A 15,492-nucleotide genomic window follows, 5' to 3' on the forward strand; every position below is an offset into this window, starting at 1 on the left:
ACCGCCTCCCAAATTACGGCAAAACAACATGCCAGGCGCTCGCCGCCCGGCAGGACTGCATTAGTAGAGCAATAGGTGGATCATGCGACAAGCTACAGCTGATCGGTTGTGACTATCAATTCATAGTAGATAGTTATTGATAAAAGCTGTACGCTTTATTAGCGTCCTGACATTGACATACCCTCGGTGGATTAGTCCCGCCTTGTCTTAGAGTCCTGCGCCCCGGAGGTTGGCGATCACCGCGCAGGTAAGCCGAGCGCAATGCCGTCGACCAAATCAGCGAAAGCGGTCCCCGACGATGGCGCGGTAGTGATGGGTACCTGGATAGTGCATGTTGTCGCGCTCGATGTCCATGATGTCGGCATGTTTGGTGATCGCCCAGAACGGCCGGTAGTCCGGCACCTCGACCCACGACACCGGAGCGCTGGCACGCAGGTGAGTCAGCGCGGTGTGCAGCCGCTGTTCATCGGTATAGGCCAGCGGGTCCGCCAAGAGCTTGGCGGCCTCGTCCACGGTCCGCACCGTCATTGCCGAAAGTCCTTCAATGCGGCTCGCATACAGTCCTGCGAGGCGCCGAGGAAGATCGGCAGCACCCGGTCGACCACGCCGTCGCACCGATCGCGCAGTGCGGCGGCGATGCCGTCGACCGGTCCGACAACCGCGAAGGCACGCAGCATCTCGTCGTCGATCAGAGTTCCCATGGTGTCCCACTCACCGTTCAGGGAAAGGCGGCGCAGTTCGGTGTGCAGGTCTCCCCAGCCGTGCACGTCGAGAACCCTGCGGTAGGCGGGCGTGGACCCGTAGAAGGCGATCCGCTTGCGCAGGGCCGCGACCGCCGTCTCCAGCTCCGCGTCGTTCTCGCCCGTCGCGATCATCACTTCGGCGGACACCTGGAAGTCGCCCCGATCCCGGCCGGAGCGCGCCAGACCGCGAAGCAGCCCCGGCAAGGTCACCTCGTCGAGGTAGCGCCGGGAGACCATGGGGTGTCCGAGGTGGCCGTCGGCGACTTCGCCGCACATCTCGGTCATTGCGTCGCCCACGGCGGCGAGGAAGATTTTCGGTGCCGGATACGGCTGGGGCTCGGGCGTGAACATGGGGGTCATGATCTTGTGGGTGTAGAACTCGCCCTCGAAACGGAGCTTGCCGCCGTCGTGCCAAGCGGACCAGATCGCGTGAAGCGCGGCAACGAATTCCCGCATCCGGCGTGCTGGGTGGCTCCAGGGCATGCTGAATCGCTTCTCGATGTGGGCCTGGATTTGGGTGCCCAGCCCGAGGACGAACCGTCCCTGGGAATAGCCCTGCAGATCCCAACCCAGGTTGGCTACGGTCATCGGATTGCGCGCAAAGGCCACCGCGATGTTGGTGCCGAGTTCGATTCGCGATGTGTGTTCGGCGGCGAGCAGCAGCGGCAGAAACGGATCGTGACTGGTCTCGGCTGTCCAGCCGCCGTCATATCCGTTTCGCTCCAACGCATCGGCCGCCTCGACGACCCGGGTGAGCTGGTTGGGAATGCTGCCGTCAACCTTGAGGCGGGGCGCGCTACCCATTAGAGCGACTTTACAGTAAGCAATCCTGTATGTAGGACGGACGCATGACCAAAGCCGAGGATTGGCAGCAGACGCTCGCGGACCTCGACCGTCGCCGCCGGCAGGCACGGGCGATGGGCGGGCCGGAGCGACTCGACAAACATCGCGGTATGGGCAAACTCGACGCTCGCGCCCGGGTCGAGCGGCTCCTCGACCCGGGCACCTTCCGTGAACTCGGCACTATCGTCGGCGGCGAGGTCGCGGCCGACGCGATCGTCACCGGCTGGGGGCGGATCAACGGCGCCCCGGTGATGGTGGGCGCCGAGGACTTCACGACGCTGGCCGGAACCATCGCTCCCGGCAGCAATTCCAAGCGCTACCGCATCGCGGAGCTGGCGTTGCGCGACAAGATACCGCTGGCGATGCTGCTCGAAGGCGCCGGGTTTCGCCCCACCGGTACCCATTACGGACGTAGCCCGACCGACCTGCTGGCCCAGGCACGGTGCTCGGGCCGGGTTCCGACGGTGGCCGCGGTGCTGGGCGCCTCGGCCGGACACGGCGCCCTCGTCGCCCCGATCTGTGATTTCACCGTCATGAGCCGCCAGGGTGCGATCTTCACCGCCGGCCCGCCGGTGGTCAAAGAGTCTACGGGCGAAGACATTTCGAAAGAAGCGTTGGGCGGTCCGGACGTCGCGTTGGCCAGCGGCGTCATCCACAATGTCGCCGACGACGACGCGGCCGCGCTGGATACCATTCGCCGCTATCTGTCCTATTTTCCGTCGAGCGCGTGGTCGTATCCGCCGTCGCTGCCGGCCATTTCGGCATCCGGGCCGCGGTCCACGCCGGAGTTGCTGGAGATCGTCTCGCGCGACAACCGCCGCGTCTACGACATGCGCTCGGTGCTCGATGTCGTCTTCGACTCGCCCGACTGGCTAGAAGTACAACCGCATTTCGGCAGGGCGATGATCTGCGCGCTCGCCCACCTCGGGGGGCATCCGGTCGCGGTCGTCGCCAACCAGCCGCGGGTACTGGCCGGGTCCATCGACGCCGACGCCGCTGACAAGGCCGCACACTTCATCATGGTGGCCGACTCCTTTCACCTGCCAATCGTCTTCCTGGCCGACAACCCCGGCATGCTGCCGGGCAGCCGGTCCGAACGTGCCGGCGTATTGCGCAGCGGGGCAAGGATGTTCGCCGCGCAGACTACGGCCACCACGCTGAAGCTCCATCTGACGTTGCGTAAGGCCTACGGCTTCGGCTCCATGGTGATGGGACTGATCAGCTTCGACGGCCAGGTGGCGACGTTCGCCTATCCGGGCGCGACGATGGGCGCTATGGGTGCTGCCGCGCTCAGCCGCGCCTCACACGCCGACCAGCAGCTGTCCGCCAAGTTGCGAAACGCGGAGCTGCAGGCGTCATTTCGGTCGGCCGAGCATATGGGCTTCGACGAACTCATCGATCCTCACGAAACCCGGGACGCGTTGCTGGCCGCGCTAGACCGCGGCATCCACGCCCGGCAGGCCGCCGCGGAACCGGTGATGCGCACGCTCATCATGCCGTGACGTCGTCTTGCTGAACGTCCGTCGCACCGAACGTGAACCCACTGCGACGACACGCCGATGCCCACCGCAGCCTGTTCACGCTCGGCGTGAGGACGCCTTGGCAGCGGGCGGCGCGTGGATCTGCTTGCCCAGCCCAAGAACGTGTTCGGCGATCATGTTGCGGAACACTTCCAATGTGCCGCCGTAGATTCCGACCAACGGCGCGAAGCGGTAGCAGTATTCGGCGCCACCGTCATCGGCCGCGCCGTCGGCCCCGAACGGCAGGGCCGATGCCGCCCCGAGCAGATCCATCAGATCCGGGGAGATGTCACGCATCGTTTGCGCGATGGCCACCCGCCCGAAGATGCCCGGCGCCGACAGCGCTGCCTCCACCCGCGCGACACCGCGGCCCAATCGATATGCCACCGACCCATCGTCGAGCAGGCGGCGCCCGCCGGGACCGGGCTTGGTCACCTGCGCCGCGACCCGGTCGACCGCTTCGGCCATGACACCGGCCTGATGCATCATGATCGAGGTGTCCCGCAACCCGTCAGGTGCCGGCGCGACCGCGCCGTGCTCGACGTCGAGCGGCTCCCGCAGGACCGTCCAGCCCCCGTTCACCTCGCCCAGCCGATACTTGTCATCGACGCGCACGTCACTGTAGTAGACGATGTTCGTCCGGTCGCCATCCACCGTGCGGATGCCCCGGATCTCGATGCCCGGCGAGTCCAGCGGCACCAGAAACATGGTCAGGCTCTTGTGCTTTCGGGCGTGCGGGTCGGTGTTGGTGATCAGAAAGGCGTATTGGCAGTTATGCGCGCCGGTGGTGAACATCTTCGAACCGTTGATCACCCAGCTGTCGCCGTCGCGCACCGCGCGGGTCTTGCAGGTGGCGACGTCGGATCCGCCTTCGGGCTCGGTGTAGCCCAGGCACATCCGGACATGGCCGCAGAAGACGCCGGGCAATACTTCCTCGACGAGTTCGGGCGAGCCGAACTTCGTTACGGACCGAGCGACCATAGCGGTCGTTCCCCACGTCACCCATGGCACCCGGGCGCGGCGCTTCTCCAGCTCCCAGATGCGCCGACGCACTCTGCTGAATCCGCCTTCGGCTTCCGTCTTCCACTCCGCTGCCAAATACCCCGCGGCGCCGAACTTCAGGTGCAGACCCTCATGGAAGTTGTCACCGGTCTCACGGTCGTGACGGCGGACCTCGTCGGTCACGTGCTCGGCCAGGAACCGGCGGGCCTCGTCGCGGAATGCCTGGTCCTCGGCGGAAAGTTCAACCAGGGAAAAATCCATCGCCTCGCTCCTGTTCCTAGACGCACGCGGCCCGGGAAGCGGTTTCGCGGGCGGCCACGATCTCGGCGACTCGCCGGGCGCAGGCACCCGGATCACCGCCGGCCAGGGGCCATCCGCGGGCCCGCACCAGATAGGCGGTGGCGGCGGCCTCGGTCGAAACCCCGAGGCCTCCCTGGATGTGCACGGCCAGGGTGGCGGCCTTGGCAGCCTCCTCGGCCATGAACAGAAACGCTGCCGGCGCCAGTTCCGGTCGTTCATGAGGTTCGTTGTCCAGAAACCAGGCGGCACGCCGAACCAGGTTGCGTCCGCTGTGCGCGGTGATGGCCATGTTCGCCAGCGGGTGCGAAATGCCTTGCAGCGTAGCGATGGGCACGCCCAGTGTGTAACGGGTCTTGGCGAACTCCGCCGCGATCGTCATCGTCTCCTCGACCAGGCCGACCAGCGCCGCGGCCATCAGCAGTCGCCATTCGTCCAGGGCCCGTTGGTAATTCGTCACCGCTTCGGACCCGTGGGCCACGACCGTCGGGGAGTCAGCGGATGCCGGATCAATCCAGGCCATCGGCAGCCGGCCGATGTTGTCCACCTTCGCCGGCCGCGTGCCGAACGTCAGGCTCAGGATACGGTCGCCGTCGGCGACGACGACGCGGCCGGCAATCGACCCGGCGGGAATCAGCCGCCGGCCCGATCCACCGTCGATCCGCGGGTCGAGCGCCGCGAGCTGTTCTCCGGTGGCCAGGGCGGCGGTTTCGGCATCCAGCATCCCGAGGCGTGCCAGGAGCCGTGTCGCGCAGACATGGTCGATCCACGGGACGGGCGCCAGTGAGCGGCCGATCTCCTCGGCCACCAGGGTGAGGTCGACCAGCGTCGCGCCGTCGCCGGCGGCGGACTCGGGCAGCGCCATCGTCGTGGCTCCCATCCCGCACAACCGCTCCCACAGGCTCTTGTCGAAACCGGATGGCTCTGCGGCACGGACCGTTTCGATCGAGCAGTGGGTCTTGAAGAACTGCCTGTACGCCGACTGCAACGCGATATGGTCCTCGGACAAGCTGTAGTCCAGCCTGCGCAATTCGAAACGGTCCATCGTCAGCGCTCCTCACCGAAGAAGAACTCTTGGGCGTTGTTGTAGAGGTAGTTCTGCAGGACGCCGGACGGCAGGTCCAGGGCCCGCGCCTCGGGTATGACCCTGCGCATCGGCAACACCGGCCAGTCCGAAGCGAAGATCACCTTGTTCTGGCCACGCGTCCGCATGTAATGCAGCAGAGCTTCCGGCAACCGCTTGGGCGACCATGCCGAGGTCATCAGCCGCAGGTTGGCGTACTTGAGCAGCAGCCGGATCGCCACGTCCCACCATGGATCGGCGCCGTGGATCATGCACAGCCGCAGCTCCGGAAACCGCACGCACACCCGGTCGAGATGCATCGGATGCTGTACTTCGCCGGGGATCGGCGGCCCGGGAATGCCGGTGTTGACGCACAGCGGAAGGTCGAGTTCGGCGCACTTGGCGTAGAGCGGATAGTAGACGGCGTCGCTGGGCGGGTATTGCCCTTCTCCCCAAAAGCTGGGCCCGACAACGGCATACGCTACGGGCAGGTCGCCAGCAAGAGCGCTCAATTCACGCAACGGCTTGACCGGACGCAGCAGGTTGACTCCACCCATGGCCAGCGCGAACCGGTCCGGCTCGGCTTCGACGAACGCGCGCGCGGTGACCGACGGGTTGGCCAGCGAATCCATCAGGATCGCTTTGTGCACCCCTTGTTCGTCCATCTCGGCGAGCAGCGCGGACAGCTCGACCGGTTCGAACATCGACTCGGGGCCCTTGAAGTAGTCGTCGCGAACCTTGAGCATCCAGGTCGGCTGGGATCGCGCCTCACCGAAGTGGACGTTCACCAGGCAGTCGATCGCTTTGTGCGTCATGGTGCCGGAACCCGCCGCGTCACTTGCTCTCTGGCCCACCGATAATTCGGCTTGCCGTTGCCCAGACGCTGGATGTGCTCGACGACGATGAACGCCTTCGGGGCCTTGAAATGCGCCAGCTGCGAGGTGCAGAAGGCGTACAGCGCCGGTTCACCGACGGGGGCATCCGGGCGTAACACGACCAGCGCGACCACTTCCTGTCCCCAGCGCTCGCTGGGCCGTCCTAGCACCAGAGCGTCGGCAACGCCGGGATGTGCGCGCAGCACGTCCTCGACCTCTTCGACGAACACTTTCTCGCCACCGGTGTTCACCACCAGCGAGTCGCGGCCGAATAACCGGATGGTTCCGTCCTTCTCGAGGCAAGCCCGGTCGCCCGGTATCACCACACGCTGGCCCGCGATCTCGGGAAAAGTACGTTGGGTGGCTTCGGCGTCGTCGAAGTATCCCAGTGGGATCCGGCCGATTCTGGCCGCCCAGCCGATCTCGGGCTCACCGGGCCGCAGGAATCGGCTGCGGTCCGCGGAGACGACGGTTGCGCCGATTCTGGGTTCGAAGGTTTCGCTGGCGGTGCCGTCGCGGCTGTACCCGAATGCCATGTTGCCGGTCTCCGACGAGCCGTAGCCCTCGATGATGGTGGCCTGCGGCAGCAACTCCATCAGTGCCCGTTTGTATTTCGCGTTGGTGGCCGCCCCACCCGTGCCCATCGAGTGCACCGACGACAGGTGGTAGGTGCGGTTCCGCAGTTCGTCGACCAGCGGTGCGGCGTATGCGTCGCCAACCATGGTGATCATGCCCACCTGTTCGCGCTCGGCGGTAGCCCAGACCGACCGCGCGTCGAGCCGGTTGCGGTCGTCGTACATGACGACGGTGAGGCCGTGCAGAAGAGCCGCGAACGCGGTCCACATCCCGGCCGCATGCATGAGCGGTGAAACAGCGAACCATGGCGGCCCGCCTACGCGCGCCAGCTGATGGATCTCTTCGACGCCCGCGTGGTCGGCGCCGACCATCGACGTCACGTAGATATCGCTTTGGCGCCACAGCACTCCCTTGGGGCGTCCTGTCGTTCCACCGGTGCACATCATGATCAGATCATCCGGCGAACCCGCAACCGTGCGGTCAGCGGCACAGGTTGCCAGCGCGTCGTCGAGCGAAACCGCGCCCGGCAGTTCGGCAGCGCCGCTCGCGTCGTCGATGGATATGAGTAGCTCGGTGTCGTGGGGCGGCAACACTTCGGCGAATCGGGCACCGAGCGAACGATGGTAGATGACAGCGCGCGGCTTGACATAGTCGAGCAGCTCAGCGATCTCACGCGGCGAGTAGTGGTGGTTCACATTGACCGGCACGACGCGCGCCTTGAGGCAGCCGATCACCATGTCGGGATACAGGTCGTTGTACATGATCAGGGCCACCCGGTCCTGACCGCATTCCCACCGCTGCAGCGTCTCGCGCGACTTGTGGACTCCGAAACCATTGCCGTGCAGGTAGTTTGCCAACCGGTTCGTTCGCGCCGCCGACTCGGCGAAGGTGCTGCGGCGCGGCCCGCACACCGTCATCTGGTGATCCGGAATGACCTCCGCGATGGCGTCCAGCACGGCGCCGATAGTCCATTGGGGCACGTTCTTTCCTAGGTCGCCGCAGACACCGTGACGCCGAGGAAGGCCAACGCGTTGTCGCGCATGATTTTTCGGGTGTCGGCTTCGCTGAACGCGGCAAGTTCCCCGGTGAACGACAGGGGCGACTCCAGACCTTCGCCGTGCGGCCAGTCCGAGCCGAACACAATGCGATCGACGCCGATTTTGTCGGCCAGCAACTCGAGATCTTCCTCGTAGTAGGGTGACACCCACACGTGCTCGCGCAACGTCTCGACGGGATCGTTGGGAAACGAGCGCGGATGCTGGTTAGCCAACTTCTTGAGCCGCTTGGCGAGCCGATGCACCCATTCCGAACCGTTCTCGATGCTGGCCACCCGGAGTGCGGGATGACGATCGAAAACACCGTGGACGATCAGCGAAGCCATGGTGTCATGGATGGCACGATCGTCGACGAGTATCTTGTCCAGCGGGTCCGGCGGTGCCGAGAACGGTTCGAAGGTTTCCTTTCCGCCCCACATTGCTGCGATTTTCAGATAGCCGCTGTCGCCCAGGTGGAAGGCCACCGGTACGCCGGCTTCGGCCAGCCGCGCCCACGCCGGGTCGTGCGAGCGGTGGCCCAGCGAGCGGTTCTTCGCAATACCGGGAACCGGCGCCGGACGCACATGCACCAGTCGTGCACCGCGTGCGAGCACGAAATCGATCTCTCTGACCGCTTCTTCGGGGTCGGCCAACGAGATCATCGGCGCGGCAAGGATGCGATGGTCCGGGCGGTCGAAACCCCAATCCTCGTCGAGCCACAGGTTGAAGGCATGCAGGGATGCCATCGTCGCCTCGATGTCACCCCGGAGCGCTTCCTCGACTCCGCAGCCGAAGGTCGGGAAAACCAGAATCGTTTCGATGCCTTGGCTTTCGAGCACGGCAACGCGTGCCTCCCGGTGCTGGTACTCCGGCCGCAGCCTCTCGACCCTCATCAGCGACGCCGAATCCACGCCCTCGGGAATCTCGCCGCGGAACAGCACGTCCAGGCAGCCCGGCACGATGATCGGGTCGAAGGTCGGATTGGGGATGAATCGGTTGACGCGGTCGCCGATGATGGCCTGGGTGTGGCGGCCGTCGCTGAACATCTGCACCCCACGCCGGCGGAACCGCTTGTCCAGATGGCGGGTGAACGCATCCAGCGGTTCGTAGTAGTGGTTGTCGACGTCGATCGCCAGGTAATTCAAGTGCCCCATGATCGTCCCTATTCCGATGTGAGCGACGGAAACCGCGGTTGCCGCTTCTGCAGGAAACTCACGATTCCTTCGACCACGTCTGGCCTCGGCATCGCCTCGCGCAGCCGAACTTCAGCGCGGGCGGTGGCTTCGATGAGATCGCCAGTGGCGTCGCCGTAGACTTGGCGCTTGATCACCGCCATCGACGCCGGCGAGCAGTTGCGGGCGATGTCCTCCGCATACTCGAGAGCGCGCTTCATCACATCCTCGGGCGCGACGACTTCCTTGACCAGGCCCAGCTCTGCGGCCTCCTCGGCAAAAAACGTTCGGCCGCTCAACAACAGGTCTAGTGCGACCGCCCAGCTTGTCAAGCGCGGAAGTATCCAGGAGATGCCGAACTCGGCGATCAGCCCGCGCCGGGCGAACACGGCCGCGAACTTCGCCCCGGCGGCGGCAAATCGAACGTCGCACATCAGCGCCTGCGTCAGACCGATGCCCGCGCAGGGACCGTTGATCGCGGCGATCACCGGCTTGCGAAGCGTCGTCACGAAATGGGGCGGGCGTTCACCGACCAAATCGGCCAGATCGGTCTGACGTGCCGTCGCCATGGTGACGCCGTATCCCGCCGCCGAATCCGGCGAGCCCAAATAGGCGCCGGCACAGAAGCCCCGGCCCCGGCCGGTCAGCACGATCACCCGGATCTCCGGATCCTGTTCGGCGCGGTCGAGCGCCGCATAGAACCCCGCGGCAATGTCGGGACCCCAGGCGTTGAGCCGATCGGGACGGTTGAAGGTGAGAATCGCCACCCCGCCGGGGGTTGCGTCGTAGAGCACCGCATCGTCGGCATCGCTGCTCATCGGTGTCTCCTCGGCCCCACCGCGGCGCAAGGGTTAGCCATCGATGAGCCCCATCCGACGGTAGGCAGCCGTGATTTGAGACTTGGCCTCGACCGGCAATTCGGCCTGGGGCGGCCGGGAATGCGGATAGGACCCGATCGGCAGACCCAGCACCGACGCCGCGTATTTGAACGCACCGCCCCAGTGGGTGAAGTAGTCGGGTCTGCCCGGATAGCAGGTCCACCACGAACCGAGGTCCACGTCTAACTGGTCCAGACCCGAATCACGTCCATAGTCCATCGCCTCGATGAGCTTGTCCCCCAACACCAAATCCCAGTATTCGGACAATAGCCGCCGCTGCGGCGTCTCCATCAGATAGCCGGCCGTGCCCAGCTGTGCCGGACAGACGATTCCGGCGCGCAGCCATCCGGCGCGGTAGATCGTCTTGTCGCATTCCCAGAGGACCAGTCCGGGGGCGAGTTCGTGGAGCAGCCGACTGGCCTGCGGGCGGAAGGCGCCCTCTTTGGTAGCGCATACCGCGGGCACCTCGTGGTAGATGCGCGCACTCTCGGCCGGCGTCAACACATAACCTGAAGACGGCGAATTGAACATGCCCAGCGCGATGTCGGTATGTGCGGCGACGTATTTGAAGAATCTCAACACGCCTTCGCCACCGTGCGTTTCCATCATCGGCGTCTGGATATAGGCGATGTCGGCACCCGCCGCGTGGGCGTGCAGCGTCAGCTCCAGGCAGTCCTTGGCCGTCATCGCCGATGTGCAGGCCTGTATGACGACATCGGGATTGCATCGACGCCCTTCTTCGATGGCGACCTCGAGCAAGCGTTTCCGCTCCTCGATGGTCAGTGACCAGAATTCCCCGATTCCGCTGGTGCACCACAGCATCGGATGTCCGAGATCACCGACGCAATAGCGCACCAGAGTCCGATAGGCATCCCAGTCGATGTCGTCCCCGTCGTGCCCGCAGAACGGCGTATACAGCGAGTCGCCGATGCCCCGCAACGCGCCCCGCGCCCAGGCACGCGCCTCACCGGCGGTCGCCACGCTGCCTCAGCCCGGTCATGCTCGCCCCGCCCAGCCGCTTATACCAAAAAGCCTACGATAGGCATTACAGTAGCAGACGTAGAGGTGCCCGGAGCAGTGCCGGCCAGCCTGAGCGGCGGCACCACCAGCACCGCCTACGCAACACCGATCTTCGATGGAGGTAGCCGCGTAGTGGCAAAGCAGGCAACCGCCGACAAACGTCAGCGGCGCGAGCGCGGGTCCATCAATCCAGACGACATCATCACCGGCGCATTCGAACTGGCAGAGCAGGTGTCCATCGACAACCTGAGCATGCCGCTGCTCGGCAAACACCTCGGAGTAGGCGTCACCAGCATCTACTGGTACTTCCGGAAGAAGGACGATCTGCTCAACGCGATGACCGATCGCGCCTTGAGCAAGTACGTCTTTGCCACCCCGTACGTGGAGGCCGACGACTGGCGTGAGACCTTGCGCAATCATGCCCGGCTGATGCGGAAGACCTTCATGGGCAACCCGATACTGTGCGATCTGATCCTCATCCGGTCGGCGCTCAGTCCCAGGGCCGCCAGGCTTGGCGCCCAGGAGATGGAGCGGGCCATCGCGAATCTGGTGCAGGCAGGGCTGTCTCCCGAGGACGCCTTCGACACGTACGCCGCGGTCTCGCTTCACGTGCGCGGGTCGGTGGTGCTGCATCGACTCAACGAGAGGCACCAGTCCGCCGACAGCGGGCCACGCGCCCTCGAAGACGCCATGGAGATCGACCCGCAAACCACACCGTTGATCGCCCGGGTCACCGGGAAGGGACACCGCATCGCGACCCCTGATGAGGCCAACTTCGAATACGGCCTCAACTGCATCCTCGATCACGCCGGCCGGTTGATCGAGGAACGGGCGAAAGCAGCCAAACCGTCTTCAGCGCAACGCAAACCGACCAAGTCGTCCGTGCCGAGGAAACGGACCAGGACCGGTGACGGCTAAGAAACCCGCATCCACAGTTTGCAGTTTCTGGTCTCGAAAGCCGCGACCGTTGCCGGGATCGTCACATACATCGGACCCATCGAGGTATTCGAGTTCACAATGTCCTCGGCGCTGGCCGCGGGTGTGCTGTGCATCAACCACGAGCAGGTTGAGAGCTCGGACACCCGGCCGAACACCAGGATAAGCGGATTCGACGGTCCCTCGGTGCGGTAAGTACCTGGGGCGATGTCAGTCCCCACCTGAAAAACTCCGTCGCCGGGGATCTGGTCGCCTGGTTCGGCACCGGCCGGGGACGCGAGCGATATCGCGGCCACGCAGGCAACCAGCGCGGCTGACGCTCGGGATGCATGACGCATTTCGTCCTCTTCAATCTGGCTCGGCCTAGCGGCAGCCTATACCCCCGCCAGCACCCGATAGCGTCGAATGGCTCGGCCTAATCGCCGTAGCCTCGGCCTAGCCGCGATGCGCCGGGTGCTCCGTTTCTGCCACCACCCCACGCGCAATCAGATGCTCGATCAACGGAATTGCGCTGGCGGCGAGATGGTCGGCCATGGCGGCGCGGGCCAGCTTGTCGTCGCGCTTCGCCAGTGCGGACAGTATCCGCCGATGATGCTTGATCGCCCGGGCCGGCCAATGCTCGATGCTGGGAAACACCGATTCGGGTGCGTAACGGGTGATCTGAGACATCAATTGCGCCAGCTTCGGCGAGCCGGCCGCAATATTGATGGCTCGGTGAAACTCATGGTTGAGCTGGACCGTCCGCTCGTCGTCGGCGGCGGCGTAAGCTTCCTCGAGCTGTGCCTGGATCCGCCTGAGGTCACGCAGCTGCTGGTCGCTGATGCTGATCGCGGCCCTCGCCGCCAGCTCGCCGCCCACGTGCGCCTGCACGTTGGCGACGTCGGCGAGGTCGCGTTTGGTCACCGGCAACACCACAAACCCCCGCCGTGGCTGCTGGGCAACCAATCCTTCGGCGCGTAACGCGAACAACGCCTCACGCACCGGTGTCACGCTGATTCCCAATTCCGCGGCCAGCTGATCGAGGCGAATGTAGTTGCCCGCGGCGTAGCTGCCGTCGTAAATCCTCTTGCGGACAAAGTTCGCCACATCGTCGGAAAGCTGGGGTCGCGCAGCGAAATCGGGGACAGTCATGCCGTCAGATCCGATACTCGTCGAGCAGCCGCTTGCTGATGATGGACTTCTGTATTTCGCTGGTACCCTCGCCGATCAGCAGGAACGGCGCATCGCGCATCAGCCGCTCGATCTCGTAGGCCGTCGAGTATCCATAACCGCCGTGGATGCGGAAGCTTTGCTGGGCGACTTCCGAACAGTATTCGCTGGCAAGGTATTTCGCCATTCCAGCGGCGACGTCGTTGCGTTCGCCCGAGTCTTTCAGCCGCGCCGCGTTGACCATCATCAGGTGTGCCGCTTCGACCTTGGTCGCCATCTCGGCCAGCTGGAATGCGATGGCCTGGTGCTCGGCGATCGGCTTCCCGAAGGTGTGGCGCTGCTGCGCGTATCGCACCGCCAGCTCGAAGGCTCGAATGGCGACACCACAGGCGCGCGCCGCAACGTTCACCCGGCCGACTTCGATGCCGTCCATCATCTGGAAGAAGCCCTGCCCCGCGATGCCGCCGAGGATGTCGTCGGCGGGTGCCCGATAACCGTCGAAGATGAGTTCGGTGGTATCGATGCCCTTGTAGCCCAGCTTGTCGATCTTCCCGGGGATCACCAAGCCCGGAGCCACTTCACCGAAACCCGTTGGCTTTTCGACGAGGAACGCGGTCAGGTTGCGGTGCGGCTTGGCTTCGCCTTCGTCGGTGCGCACCAGCACCGCCACCAGCGTCGAACTGGCGCCGTTGGTCAGCCACATCTTCTGGCCATCGATGACGTAGTCGCCACCGGGATCGCGGCGGGCCCGGGTGCGAATCGCGGCGACGTCGGAGCCCAGTTCCGGCTCCGACATCGAGAACGCGCCGCGACACTCGCCGGTGGCCATGCGTGGCAGGAAGCGCTGCTGCTGCTCGTCGGTGCCATGCTGGCGCAGCATGTAAGCCACGATGAAGTGGGTGTTGAGCACACCGGAGACACTCATCCAGCCCCGGGCCAGCTCTTCGACACACAACGCGTAAGTCAGCAACGACTCCCCCAGCCCGCCGTATTCTTCGGCGATCATCAGACCGAACAAGCCCATGGCGCGCATCTGGTCGACGATTGCCTGCGGATAGGTGTCGGCGCGCTCCAGTTCCGGCGCGTTGGGGATGATCTCTTCGTCGACGAATTTCCGTACGGCGCTGATGATTTCGGTTTGCAACTCGGTCAGCCCGAGGGTCTGGGCAAGTCTAGTCATGCGCCGTTGTTCCTATCGTCTGAGCGCTCGACAATCGCGCGATATCGGCGGCCGTCAGTCCGAGGCGCTCGGTGAGCACCGCCGTGGTGTCCTGCCCTAGTGCCGGTGCAGACGCGCTGGCCGGGTGGGCGCCGTCGAACGCGGCCGGCAGGCCCGGAGCCAGATATTCACCGACCCCCAGCTGATGCAGCACGGAAAACAAGGGATTGGCAGTCACTTTCGAGCTCGCAGCCACCTGCGCGAAGCTGCGGTAGCGTTCGAAGAGCACGGTGGTACCCGACAGTTCCGCAGTGATCTCGTCGCCGGTGTGGTCGCCGAACCAGGTCGCGAAGAGGCCCGTGAGGACGTCGCGGTAGCGGTACCGGTCGCCTTCGGCGGCGAAGTCCACACCCAGCGCCTCGGCCAGCGCCGACACCGCCCCCCCGGTGCCGGTCACGTCGACCAGATCGCGAAAGTGCCGTCCGGTCAACGTGACAACCATGAATCCGACTCCGTCGCGGCTGGTGAAGTCCTGGCCGTACTGGCCGTAGACGGCATTGCCCAGGCGCTGCCGTTGCGTCCCATTGACCTGCGGCTCGGTCAACAGCCCCAGGTTTCCCGCCGTCGCCAGCGCAACGTCTTCCAGCGCCAGACTGACCCGAGCCCCCATCCCGGTCTGGTCGCGGCGGCGCACCGCGGCGACGACGGCGAGCGCGGCATACAGACCGCAACAGACGTCCCAGGCCGGCAGCACGTGGTTGATCGGGCCGGCATGGCCGACCGGACCGGTGACCAGTGGGAAGCCGGCGGCCGCGTTGACGGTGTAGTCGACAGCGGTTGACCCGTCGCTTCGCCCGAGCAGCTGGAGGTGGATGACGTCGGAACGCCGGGCGGCCAGCAGCTGGTGGCTGAGCCAGGCAAAGCCAGCGTTGGTCACGACGATGCCGTCGCCCTCGATGACCAACCGCTGCACCAGCTGTTGTCCTTGCGCCGAGCGCAGATCCACGGTCACCGAACGCTTTCCCTTGTTCAGACCCGTCCAGTAGATCGACGTTCCGGACGCAGCCAGCGGCCAGCGCTGCACGTCGGCAGCGCCGCCGATCGGATCGACACGGATCACCTGTGCACCAAGCTGACTGAGCGTCATGCCGCACAGCGGTGCGGCCACGAAGCTGGAAACCTCGACGATACTGATGCCGCTCAACGGCAACGCGGGACCTTGCAT

General features: G+C 65.3%; 14 protein-coding genes and 1 pseudogene. 2 read left to right on the forward strand and 13 right to left on the reverse strand.

Annotated elements, in window-relative coordinates:
• Nucleotides 1–330: 330 nt before the first annotated feature.
• A pseudogene (locus tag B4U45_RS06080) lies at nucleotides 331–528 on the reverse strand (cytochrome P450); the annotation flags it as partial.
• Nucleotides 525–1,547 carry an LLM class F420-dependent oxidoreductase gene (locus B4U45_RS06085; protein ID WP_075548454.1) on the reverse strand — a complete coding sequence of 341 codons (1,023 nt, stop codon included), beginning with the start codon at nucleotides 1,545–1,547 and terminating at the stop codon, nucleotides 525–527. The gene B4U45_RS06085 and the pseudogene B4U45_RS06080, both read right to left, overlap by 4 nt.
• A 44-nt stretch (nucleotides 1,548–1,591) precedes the next feature.
• Between B4U45_RS06085 and B4U45_RS06090 the strand changes: the two genes are divergently transcribed.
• Nucleotides 1,592–3,088, forward strand: a complete 1,497-nt coding sequence (locus tag B4U45_RS06090) for an acyl-CoA carboxylase subunit beta (RefSeq protein ID WP_075548455.1) — start codon at nucleotides 1,592–1,594, stop codon at nucleotides 3,086–3,088.
• Nucleotides 3,089–3,163: 75 nt separating this feature from the next.
• Here the strand turns inward: B4U45_RS06090 and B4U45_RS06095 are convergent, their stop codons facing one another.
• The 7 genes from B4U45_RS06095 to B4U45_RS06125 are packed head-to-tail and all read right to left on the reverse strand — an operon-like array spanning nucleotide 3,164 to nucleotide 10,984.
• Nucleotides 3,164–4,369: an acyl-CoA dehydrogenase family protein gene (locus tag B4U45_RS06095; protein ID WP_075548456.1), complete on the reverse strand. Its 1,206-nt coding sequence runs from the start codon at nucleotides 4,367–4,369 to the stop codon at nucleotides 3,164–3,166.
• A 16-nt stretch (nucleotides 4,370–4,385) separates the two neighbouring features.
• Nucleotides 4,386–5,450, reverse strand: a complete 1,065-nt coding sequence (locus tag B4U45_RS06100; RefSeq protein ID WP_075548457.1) for an acyl-CoA dehydrogenase family protein — start codon at nucleotides 5,448–5,450, stop codon at nucleotides 4,386–4,388.
• Nucleotides 5,451–5,452: 2 nt separating this feature from the next.
• Complete coding sequence (locus B4U45_RS06105) at nucleotides 5,453–6,283, reverse strand: amidohydrolase family protein (RefSeq protein ID WP_075548458.1); 831 nt, start codon at nucleotides 6,281–6,283, stop codon at nucleotides 5,453–5,455.
• Entirely contained in the window at nucleotides 6,280–7,899 is a 1,620-nt protein-coding gene (locus B4U45_RS06110; protein ID WP_075548459.1) for an acyl-CoA synthetase, read from the reverse strand. The genes B4U45_RS06105 and B4U45_RS06110 overlap by 4 nt, the downstream gene beginning before the upstream one ends.
• 8 nt (nucleotides 7,900–7,907) lie before the next feature.
• Nucleotides 7,908–9,107: an amidohydrolase family protein gene (locus tag B4U45_RS06115; RefSeq protein ID WP_075548460.1), complete on the reverse strand. Its 1,200-nt coding sequence runs from the start codon at nucleotides 9,105–9,107 to the stop codon at nucleotides 7,908–7,910.
• Nucleotides 9,108–9,115: 8 nt separating this feature from the next.
• Nucleotides 9,116–9,943 carry an enoyl-CoA hydratase gene (locus B4U45_RS06120; RefSeq protein ID WP_075548484.1) on the reverse strand — a complete coding sequence of 276 codons (828 nt, stop codon included), beginning with the start codon at nucleotides 9,941–9,943 and terminating at the stop codon, nucleotides 9,116–9,118.
• Between the two features lie 33 nt (nucleotides 9,944–9,976).
• Nucleotides 9,977–10,984 (reverse strand): dihydrodipicolinate synthase family protein, encoded by a 1,008-nt coding sequence (locus tag B4U45_RS06125; RefSeq protein WP_075548461.1) that lies wholly within the window; start codon nucleotides 10,982–10,984, stop codon nucleotides 9,977–9,979.
• Nucleotides 10,985–11,155: 171 nt separating this feature from the next.
• Between B4U45_RS06125 and B4U45_RS06130 the strand changes: the two genes are divergently transcribed.
• Entirely contained in the window at nucleotides 11,156–11,941 is a 786-nt protein-coding gene (locus B4U45_RS06130; RefSeq protein WP_075548485.1) for a TetR/AcrR family transcriptional regulator, read from the forward strand.
• On the opposite strand, the gene B4U45_RS06135 is transcribed toward B4U45_RS06130, so the two are convergent.
• The 4 genes from B4U45_RS06135 to B4U45_RS06150 all read right to left on the reverse strand — a co-directional run bounded on the left by B4U45_RS06135 (nucleotide 11,938) and on the right by B4U45_RS06150 (nucleotide 15,492).
• Nucleotides 11,938–12,297 (reverse strand): Rv1352/Rv1906c domain-containing protein, encoded by a 360-nt coding sequence (locus tag B4U45_RS06135; protein WP_082275544.1) that lies wholly within the window; start codon nucleotides 12,295–12,297, stop codon nucleotides 11,938–11,940. The genes B4U45_RS06130 and B4U45_RS06135 overlap by 4 nt on opposite strands.
• Nucleotides 12,298–12,394: 97 nt before the next feature.
• Nucleotides 12,395–13,090: a GntR family transcriptional regulator gene (locus tag B4U45_RS06140; RefSeq protein ID WP_075548462.1), complete on the reverse strand. Its 696-nt coding sequence runs from the start codon at nucleotides 13,088–13,090 to the stop codon at nucleotides 12,395–12,397.
• A 4-nt stretch (nucleotides 13,091–13,094) separates the two neighbouring features.
• Nucleotides 13,095–14,288: an acyl-CoA dehydrogenase family protein gene (locus tag B4U45_RS06145; RefSeq protein WP_122526492.1), complete on the reverse strand. Its 1,194-nt coding sequence runs from the start codon at nucleotides 14,286–14,288 to the stop codon at nucleotides 13,095–13,097.
• On the reverse strand, nucleotides 14,281–15,492 hold the full coding sequence (locus tag B4U45_RS06150) for a CoA transferase (protein ID WP_075547287.1): 1,212 nt from the start codon (nucleotides 15,490–15,492) through the stop codon (nucleotides 14,281–14,283). Before B4U45_RS06150 ends, B4U45_RS06145 begins: the two co-directional genes overlap by 8 nt.

This window comes from Mycobacterium persicum (assembly GCF_002086915.1).
Classification (GTDB): domain Bacteria; phylum Actinomycetota; class Actinomycetes; order Mycobacteriales; family Mycobacteriaceae; genus Mycobacterium; species Mycobacterium persicum.